Source organism: Rhodococcus ruber NBRC 15591, from assembly GCF_001894945.1.
GTDB lineage: Bacteria > Actinomycetota > Actinomycetes > Mycobacteriales > Mycobacteriaceae > Rhodococcus > Rhodococcus ruber.
Genome location: NZ_BCXE01000034.1, coordinates 11,959 through 31,388, shown reverse-complemented (window position 1 = coordinate 31,388; position 19,430 = coordinate 11,959). Strand labels below are relative to the sequence as shown.

Genomic DNA, 19,430 nt, shown 5'->3' with positions numbered 1-19,430 from the left:
GGTTGTGTCGGTTCGGGATGTGGGGTCGGTCACCGACCTGCTCCTCTTGTGATGGACCTAACACTACGTGCCCGTTCTCGGTATTACTTTTCCTGGTGGGACATCAACTATTCACTTCGAGACGCTGTAGCCGGATCCGGTCCGATCGACGGGCTTGAGATGGCGACGTCGCCTCCGGGGCGGTGTGGACGGCGCGGGGCGGAACGGTGTCGGACGATCGCGTCGACCGGGCGCCCGTGCCGGCGGGGTGCTCGTCGGATTCGTGCGGCAGGCAATGCCATCGGCGCAGGTACGCTCCTGTCCCGATTTGAACAGTTTGCCGACCCGAAGGGATAAGTGCGGGAAGTGCGGTTCCACTACTGTGGAGTCGCAACCCGAAGACCCGCATGGGTTCTCGATCGAATCCCGCACTCGACGGGCCACATCACCAGCTCCGAGATCGTCGCTGCAGCCGGCAGGCGCAGCCACCTGCCCGGAGTACTCGGACGCCACCATCGCCACCCCACCAGGAAGACCGATGACCAGGACCATCTACGCCGCCGACCACCTCGCCTTTCGTGACACGGTCCGTGATTTCACGCAACGCCACCTGATTCCGGAGCACGAGCGGATCATCGAGCAGCGGTTCATCGACCGCGAGATCTGGATCGAGGCAGGCAAGCTCGGCCTACTCGGTTTGGAGGTACCCGAACAGTACGGAGGCAGCGCGGCGGGGGACTACCGGTTCAACGCGGTGGTAGGGGAGGAACTCTCGCGGGTGAGTGCGGCGATCGCGTCGAGTTTCGGAATCCACTACGACATCGTGGCGCCGTATCTGGTGGAGCTGACCACCGAGGAACAGAAGCAGCGGTGGCTGCCAGGATTCTGCACCGGGGAGCTGGTCACGGCGATCGCGATGACCGAACCGGCCGCGGGATCGGACCTGGCCGGGCTGAAGACCACGGCCCGACGCGATGGGGACGACTGGATCCTCAACGGTTCCAAGACGTTCATCACCAACGGTTACCACGCCGACCTGGTGATCGTGGCAGCAAAGACGAGCCCGGAGAAGAAGGCCAAGGGCATCACCCTGTTCGCAGTCGAGACCGGCATGGCGGGCTTCGAACGGGGCCGCAAGCTGGACAAGGTCGGTCAACCGGAGTCCGACACCGCCGAGCTGTTCTTCACCGACGTCCGGGTCCCCGCGGCGAACGTGATCGGCGAGGTCGACAGCGGGTTCGCGCACATGATGCGAATGCTGCCGCAGGAGCGGATCTGCGCGGCGGTGTCGAATCTCGCGCACGCCGAGGCGATCCTGGGCGAGACTCTGGACTATGCCCGGGAGCGCAGGGCGTTCGGCCAGGCGATCGGTTCGTTCCAGTACAACAAGTTCCTCTTCGCCGAACTGGTCACCACGCTCGAGGTGGCGCAGGCATTCGTCGATCGGTGCGTGCAGGCGCATACCGAAGGCCGGCTGAGCGCGGTGGACGCCGCGAAGGCCAAGTGGTGGAGCTCGCAGGTGCAGAACCAGATACTCGACAGTTGCGTGCAACTGCACGGCGGCTACGGGTTCATGAACGAATACCGGGTTGCGCGGGCATGGAAGGACGCGCGGGTGACCAAGATCTGGGCCGGGTCCAACGAGATCATGAAGGAGATCATCGGACGGGACCTCGGACTGTGAGCATCACCGCGCCGACCACTCACCCGGCCGAATCCACCGAATGGCTCGCTCGTCCGAGGCCCACCCGGCTCGACGCCGGCGCACGCATCGCGTGGCTGGCCTGGGTGCTCGGCTCCATCCGCTGGGCTCCGGCGCTGTGCGTGCCCCCTCGGCCCCGCGCCGGCTCGGATACGACCATTGACCACGACCCCTTTCTCGAACCACACCGGAGACCCACTACATGACCAACCTCAGTACCAATCTCGTTGTGTCGGCGCGCAACTACCCCGACAAGACCGCCCTGCGGTGCGGCGAGGACACGCTGTCGTTCGCGGAGTTCGACGCGGCCGCGGCGCGGGTGGCAACCCTGCTCGCACGGGCGGGGATCGCACCCGGTGACCGGGTCGCGGTGATGCTGCCCAACACCGCGGCGTTCGCGATCGTGTTCTACGGCATTCTGCGCCGCGGGGCGGTCGCGGTGCCGATGAACCCGCTGCTGAAGGCCCGCGAGATCGAGTTCTTCCTGACGAACACCGCCGCGGCGGCGCTGTTCGCGACCCCGGTGTTCGCCGAGGAGGCCCGCGCTGCGGCCGATGTGGCCGACGCCCGGTTGTGGCTGGTGGACGACGACGCCCTCGCCCGGCTGATCGCCGACCTGCCGGCGCAGGCCGCCCCGGTGCCGCGGGCGGGTGAGGACACCGCGGTGATCCTGCACACCTCGGGTACCACCGGCAAGCCCAAGGGCGCCGAACTCACCCACGCCGGACTGGCCGGCAATGCCGAGGTGACCGCCCGCACCCTGATCCAGGTCGGAGCCGACGACGTGGTGATGGGCGCACTGCCGCTGTTCCACGTCTTCGGACTCACGTGCGGGCTCAACGCCTCGGTCCTCGTGGGCGCCATGCTCACCCTGGTGCCGCGCTTCGACCCACGGACCGCGCTCGAGGTGATCGCCCGCGACCGGGTCACCGTGTTCGAGGGCGTGCCGACGATGTACGCCGCGATGCTGGGTGTCGCAGAGGAATTCGACGCGGCGGCGACGGCGAGCCTGCGAGTGTGCGTGTCCGGCGGTGCATCGTTGCCGGTGGCGGTTCTCGAGGACTTCGAGCGGACCTTCGACGCGGTGATCCTGGAAGGGTACGGGTTGTCGGAAACCTCGCCGGTCGCCTCGTTCAATCACCCGGACCGCGTCCGCAAGACGGGCTCGATCGGCACCCCGATCGAGGGGGTGCGGATGCGCGTGGTGGACGGCTCCGGTGTCGAGGTACCGGCCGACCGACCCGGCGAGATCCAGATCGCGGGACCGAACGTGATGAAGGGCTACTGGAACCTGCCCGAGGCGACCGCGGCCGCGATCGACGCGGCCGGTTGGTTCGCCACCGGCGACATCGGCCGCATGGACACCGACGGCTACTTCTACATCGTGGACCGAAAGAAGGACCTGATCATCCGCGGTGGGTTCAACGTCTACCCCCGCGAGATCGAGGAGGTTGTCTACGAGCATCCTGCCGTGGCGGCGGCCGCGGTGGTCGGCATCCCGCACGACACCCTCGGCGAGGAGATCGGCGCCGCGGTCACGCTCAGAGTCGGCATGAGCGCCGACCCCGTCGAGATCGTGAAATTCGTCAGACAGCGCGTCGCCGCCTACAAGTATCCGCGCCACGTCTGGATCCTCGACTCCCTGCCCCAGGGCCCCACCGGCAAGATCCTGCGTCGCGACATCACCATCCCCACATTCGAAAGCAGCAGCAACCGAGCATGACCACCACCGTCACCACCACCGAGCCCGTGCACCGTTCCGACGAACCCGCCGCGCCGGTGGACCTGCTGCTGGCCGGCTCGGCCCGCGGCCTGGCCCGCCGGATGCTGCCCGATCGAGGCTGGGCCCGGCTCGCGGGCGGACTGGCCGCGCGCCCCGGCACGCTCGCGCACCGCGGCGGAACCCTGGCCAGGGAACTCGCCGCCGTCGCCGCCGGCCGCGCCGACCGCGCACCCGCCAAGGGCGACAAGCGATTCGCCGACCCGGCATGGCAGCACAACCCGTGGTTGCGTCGCAGCATGCAGGCCTACCTCGCCACCGCCGACACCGCCTATGCCCTGCTCGCCGACGCCGGCCTGGACTGGCGCGACACCGAACGGATGCGGTTCGTGCTCGACAACCTCGTCGAGGGTCTCGCGCCGAGCAACAATCCGGTACTCAACCCGCTCGGATGGAAGGCGCTCATCGACACCGGCGGACTGTCCGCGCTGCGCGGGGCGCGTGCATTCGCCTGCGACATGGCCACCAAGCCGCGGGTGCCCGCCATGGTCGAACCCGGTGCCTACACCCTCGGCGAGACCGTCGCGGTGACACCCGGGGCGGTGGTGCTGCGAACCCCGGTACTCGAGCTGATCCAGTATGCGCCGCACACCGACACCGTGCACGAGGTGCCGCTGTTGATGGTGCCCCCGGTGATCAACAAGTACTACATCACCGACATCGCCCCAGGCCGCAGCATGATCGAGTACTTCGTCGCCCAGGGCCAGCAGGTGTTCACCATCTCCTGGCGCAACCCCCATGCCGAACACCGGGACTGGGGCCTCGACACGTACGTCACGGCGATCGTCGATGCGATGGACGCCGTCCAGGCGATCACCGGGACCGGCCGCACGCACCTGCAAGGCAGCTGTTCGGGCGGGATCCTGGCCGCGACGACCGCCGCGTACCTGGCCGCTACCGGACACGGCGACCGGGTTGCCGGGCTGACCCTGGCGGTGACCGTGCTCGACCAGGCGCGGGCCGGGTTCGCCGCCGCCGCCCTCGACGAACGCACCGCCGCGACTGCGATCGAACGCTCGCAGTCGAGGGGCTACCTGGACGGGGACGAGCTGGCCGAGGTGTTCGCCTGGCTGCGCCCGACCGACCTGGTGTGGCGCTACTGGGTCAACAATTACCTGCAGGGCCGCCCGCCCGCGCCGTTCGACGTGCTGCACTGGAACGCCGACACCACCCGCATGGCCGCCGGCCTGCACCGCGACCTGGTCCGCATCGGCGTCACCAACGCGCTGGCCGCCCCCGGCACGATGGAGCTGTCGGGTACCCCGATCGATCTCGGCGCGGTCACCGCCGACGCGTACGTGATCGGCGGGATCGCCGACCACATCTCGCCGTGGCAAGGCTGCTACCGCAGCGCCGCCCTGCTGGGCGGTGCCGACACCCGGTTCGTGCTCTCCACCAGCGGGCACGTCGCCGCGCTGGTCAACCCCCCTGGAAACCCCAAGGCGTCCTTCCGGGTCGGGACCGTCGACGCGGACACCCCGGAGCAGTGGCTCGACCGCGCGGAGGTCACCCGAGACTCGTGGTGGCCCGACTACACCGCCTGGCTCGCTGCGCGCAGCGGCCCCACCGTTCCTGCCCCCACCACCGTCGGCGGTGCCGCCCACTCCCCGCTCGACGCCGCACCGGGCACCTACGTTCACCACAGCTGACCCCAGGAGACGACATCATGACCACCACACTCGACAACCCGCGCGCGCTGCTCGATCTGGTCGGGCGCGAACTCGGCCGCACCGACTGGCGCGAGATCACCCAGGAACAGGTGGGCCGGTTCGCCGACGCCACCGGTGATCACCAGTGGATCCACACCGAGCCCGAGTTGGCCGCGGCCGGACCGTTCGGCACCACCATTGCTCACGGCTACCTCACCCTGTCGCTGACGCCGATCGTGCTCGCCGAGGTACTGGTCTTCGACGACCTCGGTATGGCAGTGAACTACGGGACGAACAAGGTCCGGTTTCCTGCGCCGGTGCCGGTCGCATCGGAACTGCGCGCCACGGTCACCCTCACCGCCGCGGTGGAGAAGCCAGCCGGCATCGAGGCGGTGTTCACGCTCACCTACGAGATCCGGGGCGGGGTGCGGCCGGTGTGCGTGGCCGAGGTCGTCATCGTCTACCGATGACCGGCGGCGCTCGTACCACGCGGCACGAGATCCTCGTGGGCCGGCAACGCATCCGGGTCCAGGTCCGGCACGGGTTCGGAGTGCCGCTGGTGCTGTGCAACGGGATCGGCGCCGGGTTCGAGGTGCTCGACCCCTTCGTCGCCGCCCTCGATCCGGCCACCACGATCGTCCGGTTCGACGTCCCCGGCGCCGGGGGGTCGCCGCCCGCGCTCGCGCCCTACGGGTTCGGCTACCTTGCACGGCTCCTGGGGCGGGTGCTCGACCGGCTCGGTATCGGCACGGTGGACGTGCTCGGCTTGTCCTGGGGCGGGGCGCTGGCCCAGCAGTTCGCGTTCCAGAACCCGCGCCGGTGTCGGCGACTCGTGCTCGTCGCCACTGCCACCGGGGCGCTCATGGTGCCCGGGCACCCCCGGGTGCTCGCCAAGATGGTCACCGGTCGCCGGTTCACCGACCCCGGGCGTGCGGCGGCGATCGCCGGCCGGATCTACGGCGGTACCGCGGCAGACCGCAGCCACGACATCGCCGCCCTCTTCGGCGCCCAGACCCACGCCGGATCGGCGATCGGCTACCTGCATCAGCTGCTGGCCGGTGCCGTGTGGACCAGCCTGCCGCTGCTTCCCGCCATCCGCCAGCCCACCCTGATCGTCGCCGGCACCGACGATCCCATCGTCCCGATCGCCAACGCCCACATCCTGCACCGACTGCTGCCGCACGCCACCCTGCACCGGCACGACGGCGGGCACATCGAACTGATCACCGACGCGGACGGGCTCGCCCCGGTGATCGAGGCCTTTCTCCACGAAGCCGGACGACGGCCGTGACGATCACCGAGGCATGCCCCCGCCCGCCCGTGCCGGGGCGAGCGTATCTTGAGGTGACCTGGGTTGTTCCCTCTGGGACGGGATGTGGGGTCGGACATGAAGCCGTTGGCCCGCTACGCCGCCATCACCGGGTATGCCGACCTGTGCGCCTCGCTCGGAATGGACCCCACGCCGTTGCTGCGCAGCGTCGGGCTCGATCCCACGGGTTTGGGTCTGCCGGACCGGTGGATCCCTGCCGTCGCGATCGCGCGCCTGCTGGAACGTTCGGCGGCCGCCGCCCGCTGCCCCGACTTCGGGCTGCGGCTCGTCGAGCGACGGCGCTTCGCCAGCCTCGGCCCGGTGAGTCTGGTCCTCCGGGAGGAACCCGACGTCCGCAGCGCGCTGAAGTTCCTGATGCGCTATCAGCACATGTACAACGAGGCCCTGCGGATGCGGTTGGTCGAGGCCGAGGACGTGGCGACCATCCGGGTGACGCTCGAGTTGGGTGAACCTGCCGACACCCGGCAGGCCATGGAACTGGTGATGGGGGTCCTGCACGGGCTGTTGCGCGATTTCCGCGGTGGCCGCTGGCGGCCATTGGCGGTCTGCTTCACCCACCTCGCCCCCGAGGACATCAGCACCCACCTCGACGTGTTCGGGCCCATGGTCAAGTTCGACCAGGAGTTCACCGGAATCGTCCTCTACACAAGCGATCTCGACGCTCCCAATGCCATGTCGGGTCCCTCGATCGGTCCGTATGCCCGCCAGTACCTCGACAGCCTCGACACCCGGCCCGACGCGATGCTCGTCACTCGGGTGCGCGAGCTGATCGAACTGCTGCTGCCCACCGGGCGATGCTCGGTCGAGCAGGTCGCCCGCAGCCTCGGGGTGGACCGGCGCACCGTGCACCGTCACCTCGCCGAGGCCGGGCAGAACTACACCGCGGTGCTCAATGCCACCCGCGTGGACCTGGCCGAACACCTCGTTGCCGGTCGGCGCTACTCGCTCACCGAAGTTGCCGACCTGCTCGGCTTCTCCTCCCCGAGCAACTTCTCCCGCTGGTTCAGCAACGAATTCGGTTGCAGTCCGCGACAGTGGCGTGCCGAGCACCGGACCGATGCCGGCGTCGGAGCCGGGGACGTGCCGGTATGAGCGGGAGCTTCCGGACCGACGGTTGTGCGTGTCTTGCCAAGGCATTTCGGTCCGGCAACGGCGCCATGGCGACCCGGCCCGAATCGTGAGTCGGCCCCGGCGTGTTTTCGCCCGTCCCGGCGACGAGTCCCCACGCTGATCCGGGTCGCCTCCCGGCATCACACCGACTCCCCGGGCGGTGTGTCACGTCGTCGATCGACGTGGCTCGGTAGTCGGGGGTTCGAGAATTGCGCTTCGGTGCGTCCCGTATCGAATACACCGTGTCCCGCTGGGAAAAGTATGCCGTGCCGGATCCGGATACTGTGAGGTACGTCGCATTCGGGGTCCCGTAGGGGGATCCCTCGGCGGGGCCGCTCGACCGTGGCCCGCTCGATCACGGCGACGTCCGAACCGGCCACAGGCCCGAATATCTCGGCCGGGCCGGGTCCTCGTGCCGACACGTGGAAGAAAGAGAGTGTGCAGCGTGCAGGGTGCTACCGCAGCCGCGGAGACCGACCGCACAGATCCCGAACACGACAGGTCGGCCGGGCCGGACACGCGACCGGTCGCGGACGAGGTTGCCCAGCCGGGGGACCGGGGACGCAACGGCGGCCGTGGTACGGGAGTCACGCGGCACGTCTCGCTCGAGCGCGTGCGTGCATCGCTACCCGGATTGGTGTTGTCTGCCGCGGCGGCGGCAGTGGCCGTTGTCGCGGCACGCGTGTTCGGCGGGATCAGTCCGCTGCTGATCGCGATCCTGCTCGGCGCAGTGGTCGCGAATGTGAGGACCCTGCCGGCGGTCTTCGAACCGGGTGTGACCGTCGCGTCGCGGCGACTGCTCCGCATCGGAGTCGCGCTGCTCGGTCTGCAATTGCTGCTGCCGAACGTGCTGGCGCTGGGATGGGGGACGCTCGCGGTGGTCGCTGCCGTGGTCGGCCTCGGCATCGCCGGGTCGATGGTGCTCGGGAGGATGCTCGGGATCGGCTGGACGCAACGGCTGCTGATCGCGTGCAGTTTCTCGATCTGCGGTGCCGCCGCCGCGGCTGCGGTCGACGGCGTGGTGAACGCACGCAAACGGGAACTGGTGACCACGGTCGCGCTGGTCGTCGTCTTCGGCACCGTGATGATTCCGGCTCTGCCCGCGGCTGCGGCCGCCCTGGGCCTGGACTCGGCCCAGGCAGGGATGTGGGCCGGCGCCGCGATCCACGAGGTGGCGCAGGTGGTCGCTGCCGGCGGCGCGCTCGACGCGGGGTCGTCGGCCGCGGCGGTGGGCGGCGGCGCCCTGGCCGTTGCGGTGACGGTCAAGCTGGCCCGGGTGGCGCTGCTGGCGCCGGTGGTCGCATGGATCGGGGTGGCGTCACGACGCCGCGCCGCCACTCTCACACAGACGAGGCGGCCGCCCCTGGTGCCGCTGTTCCTGATCGGATTCCTCGCCTGCGTGGCGTTGCGGGCCACCGGCGTTCTCGGACCGGCGTGGCTCGACGCCGCGCGAGTGACCCAGACCGCGCTGCTCACCGCCGCGATGTTCGCCCTCGGTACCGGGGTCCGGCTGTCCGTGTTGCGTGGTATCGGATGGCGACCTTTCGCTCTCGCCGCCGCCTCCACGGTCATCGTCGTCACGATCGCGCTCACCGGAGTTCTGCTGGTCGGCTGAGCCGTGCATCGTCCCGCGGGCCCGAGTCGGCGCGCCGAGTCGGACCGACGGCGAAGGGCCCCGGCTGCGCGGTGCGCCGGCCGGGGCCCTTCGGGAGAGCCGATGACGGGAATCGAACCCGCGTATTCAGCTTGGGAAGCTGATGTTCTACCATTGAACTACATCGGCACGCTGGGCTTTTGCCGATTTCTCGGCGTCGTCCCAAGCTCGTCGCACACTGTAGCAGACTCCGCGCGGCCGTTGTCACACCGACCGGGACGTTCCTGCGTCGAACGGGGCGTGGCTGCGGCAAACGCCGAGTGGCGACGTCCGGAACCGCCCGTTCGTCGCGAGATCCTCCCGCTCGGACAAGATGCTCGGACAAGACGACAGCGACGCGCCGTTCCCGCACACTGAAGGCATGAAGGCCACGGCGGGGCGGTCCGAGGCGTCCGAGCTGGCTCGGCTGCTGCTCGACGAGGTGGGCGCGGCGACCGGCGGCGTGCAGGCGGTGCACCGCCGCATCGCGGACCGGGTGTTCGGGGCGGTCGCGCTGGGGGTCGGGACGCCGGCGCTGGCGGTCAAGGCCGCGCACGACGCGATCACCGACGGGGTCTATTCCGTGATCCGGGAGGCCGCGTCGGCGACGGCGGCACTGGCCGAGTTCGGGCTCGCGGAGTCCGCCGGGGACCGGGCGCCGTCGGAGACCGTTCGCGGCGCGATGGCGATCGCCGCGGTCGACGGCCTCATCGGGGACGTCCTCGAGTCGGAGGGATCACCGCTGGCGCTGCCCGTGTCGGTGCGGGTGGACGGCCGGGCCGTGCCGCTCACGGCCGACGCCCTCGCTCGCGCGCTCCCGCACGCGACGAACCGCGTGGTGGTGTTCGTGCACGGGCTGATGGAGACCGAGGCGACGTGGCGGTTCGGCGGCCGCCGAACCTACGGCGAACGGCTCGTCGACGATCTCGGCTGCACGTCGGTGTTCGTGCGCTACAACACCGGCCGGCACATCTCCGTCAATGGGCGCGAGCTGTCGGAGCTGCTCGACGCGCTCGTGCGGGCGTGGCCGCGCGAGGTCGAGCAGATCGCCCTCGTCGGTCATTCGATGGGAGGACTCGTCGCGCGCAGCGCCTGCTTCTACGGCACCGAGAAGGCGTGGTCTCGCCGTGTGCGCCATGTGGTTTCGCTCGGGTCCCCGCATCTGGGGGCGCCGCTCGAGCAGGCGGTGCACTATGCGAGCGCGGCGCTCGTCGCGATCCCGGAGTCGAAGCCGTTCGGGACGCTGCTGCGACGGCGCAGCGCCGGCATCCGCGACCTGAACCGGGGCGCGGTGGTGGACGAGGACTGGTCCGGTCGCGACGCGGACGACCTGCGGCGCGCCGTGTGCCGGGAGGTGCCGCTGCTCGACGGGGCGATGCACTGCTTCGTGTCGGCGACCCTGACTCGCAGTCCCACGCATCCGCTGGGCCGGTTGCTCGGGGACGGACTCGTCCTCGTGCCGAGCGCGTCGGGGAACGGCCGGACCCGGCGCATCGGCTTCCGCACGGAGGACGGGATGCACCGGGCGCCGGCGCACCATCTGACGCTGCTCAACGACGACGAGGTCTACCGGCAGTTGCTGAGGTGGCTGCGCACCGGTCCCGGAGCGCCTAGACCAGGGGACGACCCGTCCGGATCCGCCGGCGCAGATCGGCCATGAGCAGCCGGTAGGGCGCTTCCCGCAGCGCCACCGGAATCCGCGAGTTGACCGCCCCGAGGGTGCGCGTGAGCCGGTCGAAGCGGCGCTGGTCGCGCGGGCTCCACGGCAGCCGCATCCGGTCGCGGAGCATCGGGGGCAGGAAGCCCGTGGTGAGGAACAGGTTGAGCCGGCCGAACAGCAGCGACACCGGGCGGGGCAGGAAGCGCATGGTGGCAATGGCGTAGAGGTGCTCGCGCACGACGTCGTCGATGTCGACCTGGGCGAGCGCGTCGTTCCAGTACTTCTCGAACGCCTCGCGGTCCGCGGGCCACATATCAGGCTTCACCTGCAGGGTGGTGCCGAACGCGGCGCCCTTGCGGTAGTACCAGTCGACGGCCTCGGCGGGGATCGGCCCGTAGAGCGCGTTGTGCACGTCCTCGAATCCGCGGTAGATGCACGCGGCCACCCACAGCTGCAGGTCGGGGTCGAACGCGTTGTACTCGACCGGGCTGGTCTCGGTGGAGCGGACGTGCCGGTGGGCGGTGTTGACGGCCTTGCGGTAGAGCTTCTTCTCCTCGTCGGTGCCGGTGGCCGCGACGGCCAGGTAGGTGAGGGTCGTGCGGGTGCGCTTGATCGGGTGGTCGAACAGCCGTCCGGAGGCGACGCGGCTTTCGACGACGCCGTAGCCGACGCCGGGGTGGGACAGCTGCATGATGACGTTCGCCGCGCCGGCCATGAGGCCGAGCCCGTCCATGACGTCGTCGAACTCCGCAGGCTTCTCGAGGGTGGTCACGAGTTCGATCCCTTCGTCCGTCCTATATGTGAACACGACTGTAGTCACATATATGACCGGGGTAAAGGGGTCGCCTGCGAAGATGGACCGATGGTGACAGGACGGCTCTACGGAGGACGCGGGGGAGAACAGCGGCAGGCGGAACGACGGGCGCAGCTCATCGAGGCCGGGCTCGACATCCTCGGCGGACCCGACGGCGACCACACGCTCTCCGTCCGCGGCGTGTGCAAGCGCACCGGCCTGGCCTCCCGCTACTTCTACGAGAACTTCGCCGACCGCGACGAACTCACCGTCGCCGTGTACGACCACGTCATCCAGCGCATCGCCGAGAGCACCCTGCGCGCGGTGACGGAGGCGCCGCGCGACGAGCGGGCGGTGGTCCGCGCCGGCGTGGAGAACATCGTCCGTGAGGTCGCCGAGGACCCGCGCCTGGGCCGACTCGTCTTCTCCGTCAGCCAGGCGAATCCGCACCTGGTGAGCCGGCGACTGGAGTCGTCACGCATGTTCGCGGGCCTGGTGACGGCGCAGGCGGTGGACTTCTTCGAGGTGAGCTCCACGCCCCGGCTCGACCTCGCCGCCCACTTCGTCGTCGGCGGCCTCGCCCAGGTCCTCACGGCGTGGCTCGAGGGCGACAGCCCGCTCGGCCAGGACGAGGTCATCGACGCGTGCACCGACTTCCTGCTCACCATGTCGTCGCAGGCGCGCTGACGCAGCCGCCGTCCGCCCGGCGGCGGTCAGTGGCCGTCGCCGAGTCGGCCGGAGAGCCGGTCGAGGCGGTCGAGGCTGGCGCCGTCGAGGCCGACGATCTCCACGTGCTTGCCCTTCGCGGCGTACTTGTGCCGGATCGCATCGAGGGTGGCCACGGTGGACGCGTCCCATATGTCGGCGCCGGTGAGGTCGATGACGACGTTGCGCGGATCCCCGACGTAGTCGAACTGGTAGATCAGGTCGTTGCTCGAGGCGAAGAACAGCTCGCCGTGCACCTTGTAGACACGGGTGTCGACCGTGCCGTCGTGGTCGGTGTCGGCCTCGGAGACCTTCTCGATGCTGATCATGTGGGCGACGCGGCGGGCGAAGAGCACCATCGCGGTGACCACCCCGAGGATCACCCCGATCGCGAGGTTGTGGGTCGCGACGGTCGCGACGACGGTCACCAGCATCACCAGGGTTTCGCTGCGCGGCAGCAGTTTCAGGGTGCGGGGGTGAATGCTGTGCCAGTCGAGGGTGGCGACCGAGACCATGATCATCACCGCGACCAGGGCCGCCATCGGGATCAGTGCGACGATGTCGCCGAGGGCCACGACGAGGATCAGCAGGAACACCCCGGCCAGGAAGGTGGAGATGCGGGTGCGCGCCCCGGAGACCTTCACGTTGATCATGGTCTGGCCGATCATCGCGCAGCCGCCCATGCCGCCGAAGAACCCGGTGACCAGGTTCGCCACCCCCTGGCCCCAGCCCTCGCGGGTCTTGTTCGAGTGGGTGTCGGTGATGTCGTCGACGAGCTTGGCGGTCATGAGCGATTCGAGCAGGCCGACCAGCGCCATCGCCAGCGCGTAGGGCGCGATGATCGACAGGGTCTCGGTGGTCAGCGGCACGTCGGGGACGAACAGCGCCGGCAGCGACTCGGGCAGCTCACCCTCGTCGCCGACGTTCGGCACGTCCCAGCCGAAGACGAGCACGGCGGCGGTGAGCGCCACGATGGCCACCAGCGGCGCCGGCACCACGGAGGTGAGCTTCGGCAGCAGGAACATCACCGCCAGCCCCACCGCGACGAGGGGATAGACCAGCCACGGGACGTCGATCAGGTGCGGCAACTGCGCGGTGAAGATCAAGATGGCCAGGGCGTTGACGAAGCCGACCATGACACTGCGCGGGATGAACCGCATCAGCTTGGCCACCCCCAGCACCGAGAGCACCACCTGGAAGATTCCGCCCAGGATGACGGTGGCGACGAGGTAGTCGAGGCCGTACTCGCGGGTCACCGGCGCGATGACCAGCGCGATCGCGGCGGTGGCGGCGGAGATCATCGCCGGGCGGCCGCCGACGATGGAGATGGTCACGGCCATGGTGAACGAGGCGAACAGCCCCACCCGCGGGTCCACCCCGGCGATGATGGAGAACGAGATCGCCTCCGGGATCAGCGCCAGCGCGACGACCAGTCCGGCAAGGACCTCGGTCTTCAGGCGTTTCGGGGAGCGCAGGGCGCCGCGCACCGAGAAGGCGGGGTCGGCGTCCGCCTCGGGAACGGCCGGCGCGCTGCCGGCAGGAGTGGTCACAGTCGGGTCTTCTTTCCGGCGCCGGGATGGGGAACCGGGGGCGAGGCACCCCCGTGCGCGGGCGGGACGGCATCGTCGCGTCCGCGGAACCCGCCGAACTCTACCCTCCGGTGAGGGTAGAGTTCGAATCGAGGGTCGGGCCGCTCGCTACGGTGGAGACGACCGGGAGGAAAGGGTGCGGCTGTGACCATCGATTCGGGGCATATGCAGATCGGGCAGGTGGCCGCGCGCACCGAACTGTCGATCAAGACCATCCGTCACTACGACGAGGTGGGCCTGGTCACCCCGTCCGCCCGCAGCACCGGCGGGTTCCGTCTCTACACCGACGACGACGTACGGCGCCTGCTGGTGATCCGGCGGATGAAGCCGCTCGGCTTCACCCTCGAGGAGATGCGCGAGTTGCTCGCCGCTCTCGATCGGATCGCCGACGCCGCGCCCTCCGGACAGGCGGCCGCCGGCGCCCGCGGCGTGCTCGCGGAGTTCCACCGGCGCGCCGAGGACAGCTGCGCCCGTCTGCGCACCCAGCTCGCGTACGCGGAGGAACTGACCACCATCCTGGGCGAGCACGCCACCGGCGCCTGACCCTCCGTCGGCGCCGCGCGGAGGTCGACCGCGGCGTCGGTCACCGCTCGCTCGCCCGCACCGGCCGCGTGTCCCGTTCGGCGAGCCGATCGACGAACGGCACGATCTTCGTGGCGACGGCGGCGTCGTAGGCCTGCGGCTGCTGGATCGGGTTGGCGTGCCCGGTGCCGGCCAACCGGACCACCAGCAGCGAACCCCTCGAACCGCCGACCCGCTCGAACAGCACCCGCTGGCTGTAGTCCACGTCGACGACGTCGTCGTCGGTGCCGCGCCCGGGACGCACGAACACCACCGCCGGCCCGCGACTGTCCCCGCGCCGCGACGCCAGCGCCCGCAGATCATCGAGCGCACCCGAGGCGACGATGGCCTCGAACTGGGACTCGATCAGCCCGGTGCTGGCCACGTCGCGGTCGAAGATCTTGTCCTCGAGCACCTCGGTGACCGCGTCGACCAGCCCGCCGGGATCGACGGTGGGGAGGCCGTGCGGATGCGGAACGACGTAGCGGTCCTTGCGGGCGGCGGTCTCGACCACCAGCCGCAGGGTGCGGCTCTCACGGGCCCCGGGCACCCACCCCACCCAGCGCAGCAGATCCTCCCCGGTGTCGCGCTTGTCGGCCCGCACCGCGTGCAGATCGACGGGAGTGCAGTCCAGGATCACCGCCAGCAGATCCAGGTCCGGGTCGGCGACGACGTGGCCGGCCACCTCGAGGGCGATGATGCCGCCCATGCTGTGCCCGGTCAGCACGACGCGTTCCACCCCGGCCTGCTCCGCGTGGTCGACGATCATCCGGCTGATGACCGCGGTGTCGAGGCCGGTGTTGTCGTACTGCACCGCCCACACCTGCCCGAGCGCGGCCAGCGCCGGTAGAGCACGGGCGGTGTCGGTGGCATCGAGATTGCCGAGTCCGACCATGCTCACCACCGCGGTGGCGCGATCGGCCGGATCCGCCGCGTCGAAGATCGGATGCAGGTGCGGCCGGGTGTGGGCCAGCCGGTCGCGTTCGGGGGCGACGTCGTGGATCCAGTACTGCCCGCCCAGGATCGAGACCGGGACCGTCAGCAGCGCCAGCCACGCGAGACCGCGGCGCACGCGCCCGAACCGCCGCCAGCGGTGCCCGAGCCGCGTGGAGCGCAGGCACGCTTTGCGGCGCTCGTTGCTCCAGTCTGTCACCGGGCACGGCGCGAGGGACCGATCGTGCACCATGTGGGGCCGAGCTTAGTCGCCGCGCCCGGCCGCCGGCGCCCGCCCGGCGCGCGAGCCGCGGGGCGGCCCGGGGCGGGTTGTTAGTCTCTACCCCGTGCTGCTCTCCGATCGCGACATCCGCGCCGAGGTCGCCTCCGGGCGTCTCGGCATCGACCCCTTCGACGTCGCGATGGTGCAGCCGTCGAGCGTGGACGTGCGGCTCGACAGCCTGTTCCGGGTCTTCAACAACACCCGCTACACGCACATCGACCCCGCGCTGCGGCAGGACGAACTCACCTCGCTCGTGCAGGCCCCGCCGGGCGAGCCGTTCGTCCTGCACCCGGGCGAGTTCGTGCTCGGGTCGACGATGGAGACGTGCAGCCTGCCCGACGATCTCGCCGGTCGCCTCGAGGGCAAGTCGTCGCTCGGCCGGCTCGGGCTGCTCACCCATTCCACGGCCGGATTCATCGACCCGGGTTTCAGCGGGCATATCACCCTCGAGCTCTCCAACGTGGCCAACCTGCCGATCACGCTGTGGCCGGGGATGAAGATCGGGCAGCTGTGCCTGTTCCGGTTGACCAGCCCCGCCGAGCACCCCTACGGCAGCGCCGCCGTCGGCTCCAAGTACCAGGGCCAGCGCGGGCCGACGCCGTCGAAGGCGTATCTCAACTTCGTGCGCGAACATCCCGACGCCCGGCCGAGCTGACCGGGCGCCCGCGGCGCCGGCTCGTCCCGGTCAGCCGCCGAGATTCGCGACGGTCGCCTCGAGCGTCGTGGCGTGGAGTTCGAGATCGGTGTCGTTGTAGTCCCGGTCCTTCGGCAACTGCCCGCGCAGCTCGTCGCGGGTGACGATCACCAGCGCGCGGTTCTCGTCGGTCAGGTCGTCCGCGGCGACGACCTGCGGCCGGCCGCCCTGCAGGATCAGCGTCGCACCGTCGAGCGACGACTCGAGCAGCGTGCGCAGCGTGTCCGCGGTGACGTGAGTGTTCACGGGCTTGTCTCCTCCGGTCGTGGTCTTCGCTGCCGGAGGCGTACCCGTCCGGTTGCGATTCAATCGCAACGACCGTCCCTGTGCCCGATTCCGCGACCCGAGGAACCGCTCGCCACCTGGATCCGGATGATCCGGCGCACGGAGAGCCGGCACGCGCCGTCCCGCATCATCGCCGCCCTCGACAGCATCGTGGGTTGAACGGGGACACGCTGCGATTACCGCCGACGCTCCGCGGTGCGCGGCATAGGGTGGGAGCACGGGGAGCCAAGACTCCTTTCCCGGAAAGCTGCAGGAGGGGGCGGCCATGGACGGGTGTGAACGGATCGCTCCGAGCGGCGGACGCGGCCTCGGGGGCGGGCGATGACCGCCGACCCGGGCCCCGCCGACCTCGTCCTCGCCGGCGGCGGGGTGAAGGGCATCGGGCTCGCCGGCGCCGTCGTGGCGCTCGCCGACGCCGGCTACCGGCTCAAACGGGTCTCGGGCACCTCGGCGGGCGCGGTGGTCGGCGCCGTCGTCGCGGCCGGATCGAAGGCCGGGTGGACGGGGGAGCAGATGCGCGACGCCGTCTTCGGAATCGAGTACGACAAGTTCCTCGACCCGGGACCGGTCGAGCGGATTCCCCTGTTCGGTCCCGCGTTCGGGGTGCTGCGCGGATCGGGCCTCTATCGCGGCGACTACGCGCACGCCTGGATCCGGGACACGCTGAAGGACCTGGGCGTCAGCACCTTCGGGGATCTGCGGACGGACGACAAGGACCTCCCCGAGGAGCGACGGTACCGGCTGGTGGTCACGGTCACGGACATCACGCGAGGGCTGCTGGTCCGGCTGCCGTGGGACTACCGCTCGGTCTACGGCCTCGATCCGGACGAGCAGTCGGTGGCCGACGCGGTGCGCGCGTCCATGTCGATCCCGTTCTACTTCCGGCCCGCGACGCTCACGGCCACGTCCGGATTGCGGTCGACGCTGGTCGACGGCGGGCTGCTGTCGAACTTCCCCATCGACTCGCTCGACCGGATCGACACCGAGCAGCCCCGCTGGCCCACGTTCGGTGTCACCGTGTTGCCGAACCTGCCCGCCGGCAACGACAAGGTCCTGCCCCCGCTGCGGCTGCTGCGCCCGTTCTCGGCGCTCGGTGACTCCCCGGAGCTGATCGAGGGCATCGTCACCACCGTCCTCGTCGGCCGCGACCAGGCGCATCTCAATCAGCCGTGGGTGAGCGCCCGCACGATCCGCGTCGACTCCACCGAGGTCGGCGTCCTGGACTTCGACATCGACAAGTCCGAGATCGAGGCGCAGTTCGCCAAGGGGTACGAGGCGGCGCAGGGCTTCCTGTCCACCTGGAACTGGGTGGAGTACGTCAAACGCTACCGATCCCACGGAAAGCGATGGTGAGGTCGTGACTGCCGACAGTCTCGAAACGCTGTTCGCCACTTCGACGATCGGTGCCCTCGTCACCCTGAAGAGGGACGGGCGGCCGCAGCTGTCCAACATCGTCTACCACTACGACCCGGGCACACGGACCTTCGCGGTCTCCGTCACCGACGGCCGCGCCAAGACCGCGAACGCGCGCCGCGACCCCCGGGTGAGCCTGTACGTCAGCGCCGCCGGCGGCTGGGCGTACGCGGTCGCCGAGGGCACGGCCGAGCTGTCGCCCGTCGCGGCGGACCCGCACGACGACACCGTCGAGGACCTCGTCGCCCTGTACCGGAAGGTGCAGGGCGAACATCCGGACTGGGACGAGTTCCGGGACGCGATGGTCGCCGACCGCCGGCTCGTGCTGCGGATGCGGGTGGAACGGTTCTACGGGATGGCCGGACCGACCGGCTGATCCGGACGAAAGGGGGAGACGATGCCGCGCGCGTCGACGACAGGGTTCGCAACCACCACCGAGGGGGAACGGTTCCTCCGCGCCTACGATGCCGTGCTGGCGAAATGGCCGGCAGACGTCCGTCCGGTGACGGTCGAATCGGACTTCGGCACAACGCATGTCACTGTCTGCGGCAGCGACGACGCGCCGCCGGTCGTCCTGCTGCCCGGCGGGGGAGCGACGTCGACGGTGTGGTTCGCCAACGCCGCCGCGCTCGCCGGCCGGTACCGGGTGCTGGCCGTGGATCCGATCGGTGACGTGGGTCGGAGCGTCGCGCACGGAAGGCCCGTGCGCGACGTGGACGACCTGCGGTCGTGGCTCGACGGCGTCGCCGCGGCGCTCGGCCTGTCCTCGTTCCACCTGGCCGGCCACTCGTACGGGGCCATGGTCGCGCTCGCCTACGCACTCGAACGCCCCGAGCGGATCCGCAACATGGTGTTGCTCGATCCGAATTCGTGCTTCGTCCGGATGCGCGCCGGATACCTGGCTCGCGCGGTCCCGCTGCTGCTGCGGCCCAGCGGAGACCGCCAGCGACGATTCCTGCGCTGGGAGACCGGCGGCCGGTCACTCGACGAGGACTGGCTCGAGCTCGTCGCCCTCGGTGCCGAGCACTTCCCGGCGGGCAAGCTCGTCGTCCCGAAACGTCCCGCCCGCCGCGCCCTCGCCGGACTCGCCGTGGACACGACGGTCGTCCTCGCGGCCGGCAGCAAGGTCCACGACAGTGCGACGGTGGCGGCCACGGTCGAGGCCGCGAGTCCGCGGCTGCGCCCGGTGCTCGTCGAGGGCGCGACGCACCACACGATGCCCATGGTCCCGGCCGCGGAGGTGAACGCCGCCGTTCTCGGCGCGCTCGGCTGACCACCGGCTGCCGCACGGTCTCGTTCAGTGGGAACGGCGATGTGCGGCACGTCACAAG

At 70.2% G+C, this 19,430-nt stretch carries 18 protein-coding genes and 1 tRNA gene; 14 read left to right on the top strand and 5 right to left on the bottom strand.

Features of this window, described 5'->3' with window-relative positions:
- Positions 1-517: 517 nt before the first annotated feature.
- The 7 genes from RR3_RS20105 to RR3_RS20075 all read left to right on the top strand — a co-directional run bounded on the left by RR3_RS20105 (position 518) and on the right by RR3_RS20075 (position 9,165).
- The gene (locus RR3_RS20105) at positions 518-1,663 is read left to right on the top strand and encodes an acyl-CoA dehydrogenase family protein (RefSeq protein ID WP_010596806.1); all 1,146 of its coding nucleotides are present in this window, start codon (positions 518-520) and stop codon (positions 1,661-1,663) included.
- A 220-nt stretch (positions 1,664-1,883) separates the two neighbouring features.
- Positions 1,884-3,404: a long-chain-fatty-acid--CoA ligase gene (locus tag RR3_RS20100; protein WP_040270209.1), complete on the top strand. Its 1,521-nt coding sequence runs from the start codon at positions 1,884-1,886 to the stop codon at positions 3,402-3,404.
- Complete coding sequence (locus tag RR3_RS20095) at positions 3,401-5,110, top strand: PHA/PHB synthase family protein (protein ID WP_010596808.1); 1,710 nt, start codon at positions 3,401-3,403, stop codon at positions 5,108-5,110. Before RR3_RS20100 ends, RR3_RS20095 begins: the two co-directional genes overlap by 4 nt.
- A 17-nt stretch (positions 5,111-5,127) precedes the next feature.
- Positions 5,128-5,580, top strand: a complete 453-nt coding sequence (locus RR3_RS20090) for a MaoC family dehydratase (protein WP_010596809.1) — start codon at positions 5,128-5,130, stop codon at positions 5,578-5,580.
- The gene (phaZ, locus tag RR3_RS20085; RefSeq protein ID WP_017679920.1) at positions 5,577-6,401 is read left to right on the top strand and encodes a poly(3-hydroxyalkanoate) depolymerase; all 825 of its coding nucleotides are present in this window, start codon (positions 5,577-5,579) and stop codon (positions 6,399-6,401) included. Before RR3_RS20090 ends, phaZ begins: the two co-directional genes overlap by 4 nt.
- 96 nt (positions 6,402-6,497) lie before the next feature.
- Positions 6,498-7,532: an AraC family transcriptional regulator gene (locus tag RR3_RS20080; RefSeq protein WP_010596811.1), complete on the top strand. Its 1,035-nt coding sequence runs from the start codon at positions 6,498-6,500 to the stop codon at positions 7,530-7,532.
- Positions 7,533-8,163: 631 nt separating this feature from the next.
- Positions 8,164-9,165 (top strand): YeiH family protein, encoded by a 1,002-nt coding sequence (locus RR3_RS20075; RefSeq protein ID WP_059175000.1) that lies wholly within the window; start codon positions 8,164-8,166, stop codon positions 9,163-9,165.
- A 97-nt stretch (positions 9,166-9,262) separates the two neighbouring features.
- Here the strand turns inward: RR3_RS20075 and RR3_RS20070 are convergent.
- Positions 9,263-9,333: transfer RNA gene (locus RR3_RS20070), tRNA-Gly, on the bottom strand.
- A 232-nt stretch (positions 9,334-9,565) separates the two neighbouring features.
- On the opposite strand from RR3_RS20070, the gene RR3_RS20065 reads away from it, so the two are divergent.
- Positions 9,566-10,843 carry an esterase/lipase family protein gene (locus tag RR3_RS20065; protein WP_064065709.1) on the top strand — a complete coding sequence of 426 codons (1,278 nt, stop codon included), beginning with the start codon at positions 9,566-9,568 and terminating at the stop codon, positions 10,841-10,843.
- Here the strand turns inward: RR3_RS20065 and RR3_RS20060 are convergent.
- Positions 10,794-11,615 (bottom strand): oxygenase MpaB family protein, encoded by an 822-nt coding sequence (locus RR3_RS20060; protein ID WP_064065710.1) that lies wholly within the window; start codon positions 11,613-11,615, stop codon positions 10,794-10,796. The two genes, RR3_RS20065 and RR3_RS20060, sit on opposite strands and share 50 nt — an antisense overlap.
- A 90-nt stretch (positions 11,616-11,705) precedes the next feature.
- On the opposite strand from RR3_RS20060, the gene RR3_RS20055 reads away from it, so the two are divergent.
- Positions 11,706-12,323, top strand: coding sequence for a TetR/AcrR family transcriptional regulator (locus RR3_RS20055; protein WP_010596815.1), 618 nt, complete (start codon positions 11,706-11,708; stop codon positions 12,321-12,323).
- 26 nt (positions 12,324-12,349) lie between these two features.
- On the opposite strand, the gene RR3_RS20050 is transcribed toward RR3_RS20055, so the two are convergent.
- Positions 12,350-13,891: a SulP family inorganic anion transporter gene (locus tag RR3_RS20050; RefSeq protein WP_064065711.1), complete on the bottom strand. Its 1,542-nt coding sequence runs from the start codon at positions 13,889-13,891 to the stop codon at positions 12,350-12,352.
- A gap of 204 nt (positions 13,892-14,095) precedes the next feature.
- Here RR3_RS20050 and RR3_RS20045 point away from each other — a divergent pair, with 204 nt between their 5' ends.
- Positions 14,096-14,473 carry a MerR family transcriptional regulator gene (locus RR3_RS20045; protein WP_064065712.1) on the top strand — a complete coding sequence of 126 codons (378 nt, stop codon included), beginning with the start codon at positions 14,096-14,098 and terminating at the stop codon, positions 14,471-14,473.
- Positions 14,474-14,513: 40 nt separating this feature from the next.
- Here RR3_RS20045 and RR3_RS20040 read toward each other — a convergent pair whose 3' ends face one another.
- On the bottom strand, positions 14,514-15,677 hold the full coding sequence (locus RR3_RS20040; RefSeq protein ID WP_040270216.1) for an alpha/beta fold hydrolase: 1,164 nt from the start codon (positions 15,675-15,677) through the stop codon (positions 14,514-14,516).
- A 94-nt stretch (positions 15,678-15,771) separates the two neighbouring features.
- Here RR3_RS20040 and dcd point away from each other — a divergent pair, with 94 nt between their 5' ends.
- Positions 15,772-16,362, top strand: coding sequence for a dCTP deaminase (gene dcd / locus RR3_RS20035; RefSeq protein ID WP_003934612.1), 591 nt, complete (start codon positions 15,772-15,774; stop codon positions 16,360-16,362).
- A 30-nt stretch (positions 16,363-16,392) separates the two neighbouring features.
- On the opposite strand, the gene RR3_RS20030 is transcribed toward dcd, so the two are convergent.
- Complete coding sequence (locus tag RR3_RS20030; RefSeq protein ID WP_017679926.1) at positions 16,393-16,647, bottom strand: hypothetical protein; 255 nt, start codon at positions 16,645-16,647, stop codon at positions 16,393-16,395.
- 360 nt (positions 16,648-17,007) lie between these two features.
- On the opposite strand from RR3_RS20030, the gene RR3_RS20025 reads away from it, so the two are divergent.
- From RR3_RS20025 to RR3_RS20015, 3 genes are read left to right on the top strand one after another with little or no spacing between them, the layout of a single operon-like run.
- A complete protein-coding gene (locus tag RR3_RS20025) occupies positions 17,008-18,039 on the top strand; it encodes a patatin-like phospholipase family protein (RefSeq protein WP_064065713.1) in 1,032 nt (343 codons plus the stop codon).
- 4 nt (positions 18,040-18,043) lie between these two features.
- Complete coding sequence (locus RR3_RS20020; protein ID WP_048773289.1) at positions 18,044-18,475, top strand: PPOX class F420-dependent oxidoreductase; 432 nt, start codon at positions 18,044-18,046, stop codon at positions 18,473-18,475.
- Positions 18,476-18,496: 21 nt separating this feature from the next.
- Positions 18,497-19,372, top strand: a complete 876-nt coding sequence (locus tag RR3_RS20015; protein ID WP_010596822.1) for an alpha/beta fold hydrolase — start codon at positions 18,497-18,499, stop codon at positions 19,370-19,372.
- Positions 19,373-19,430 lie beyond the last annotated feature (58 nt).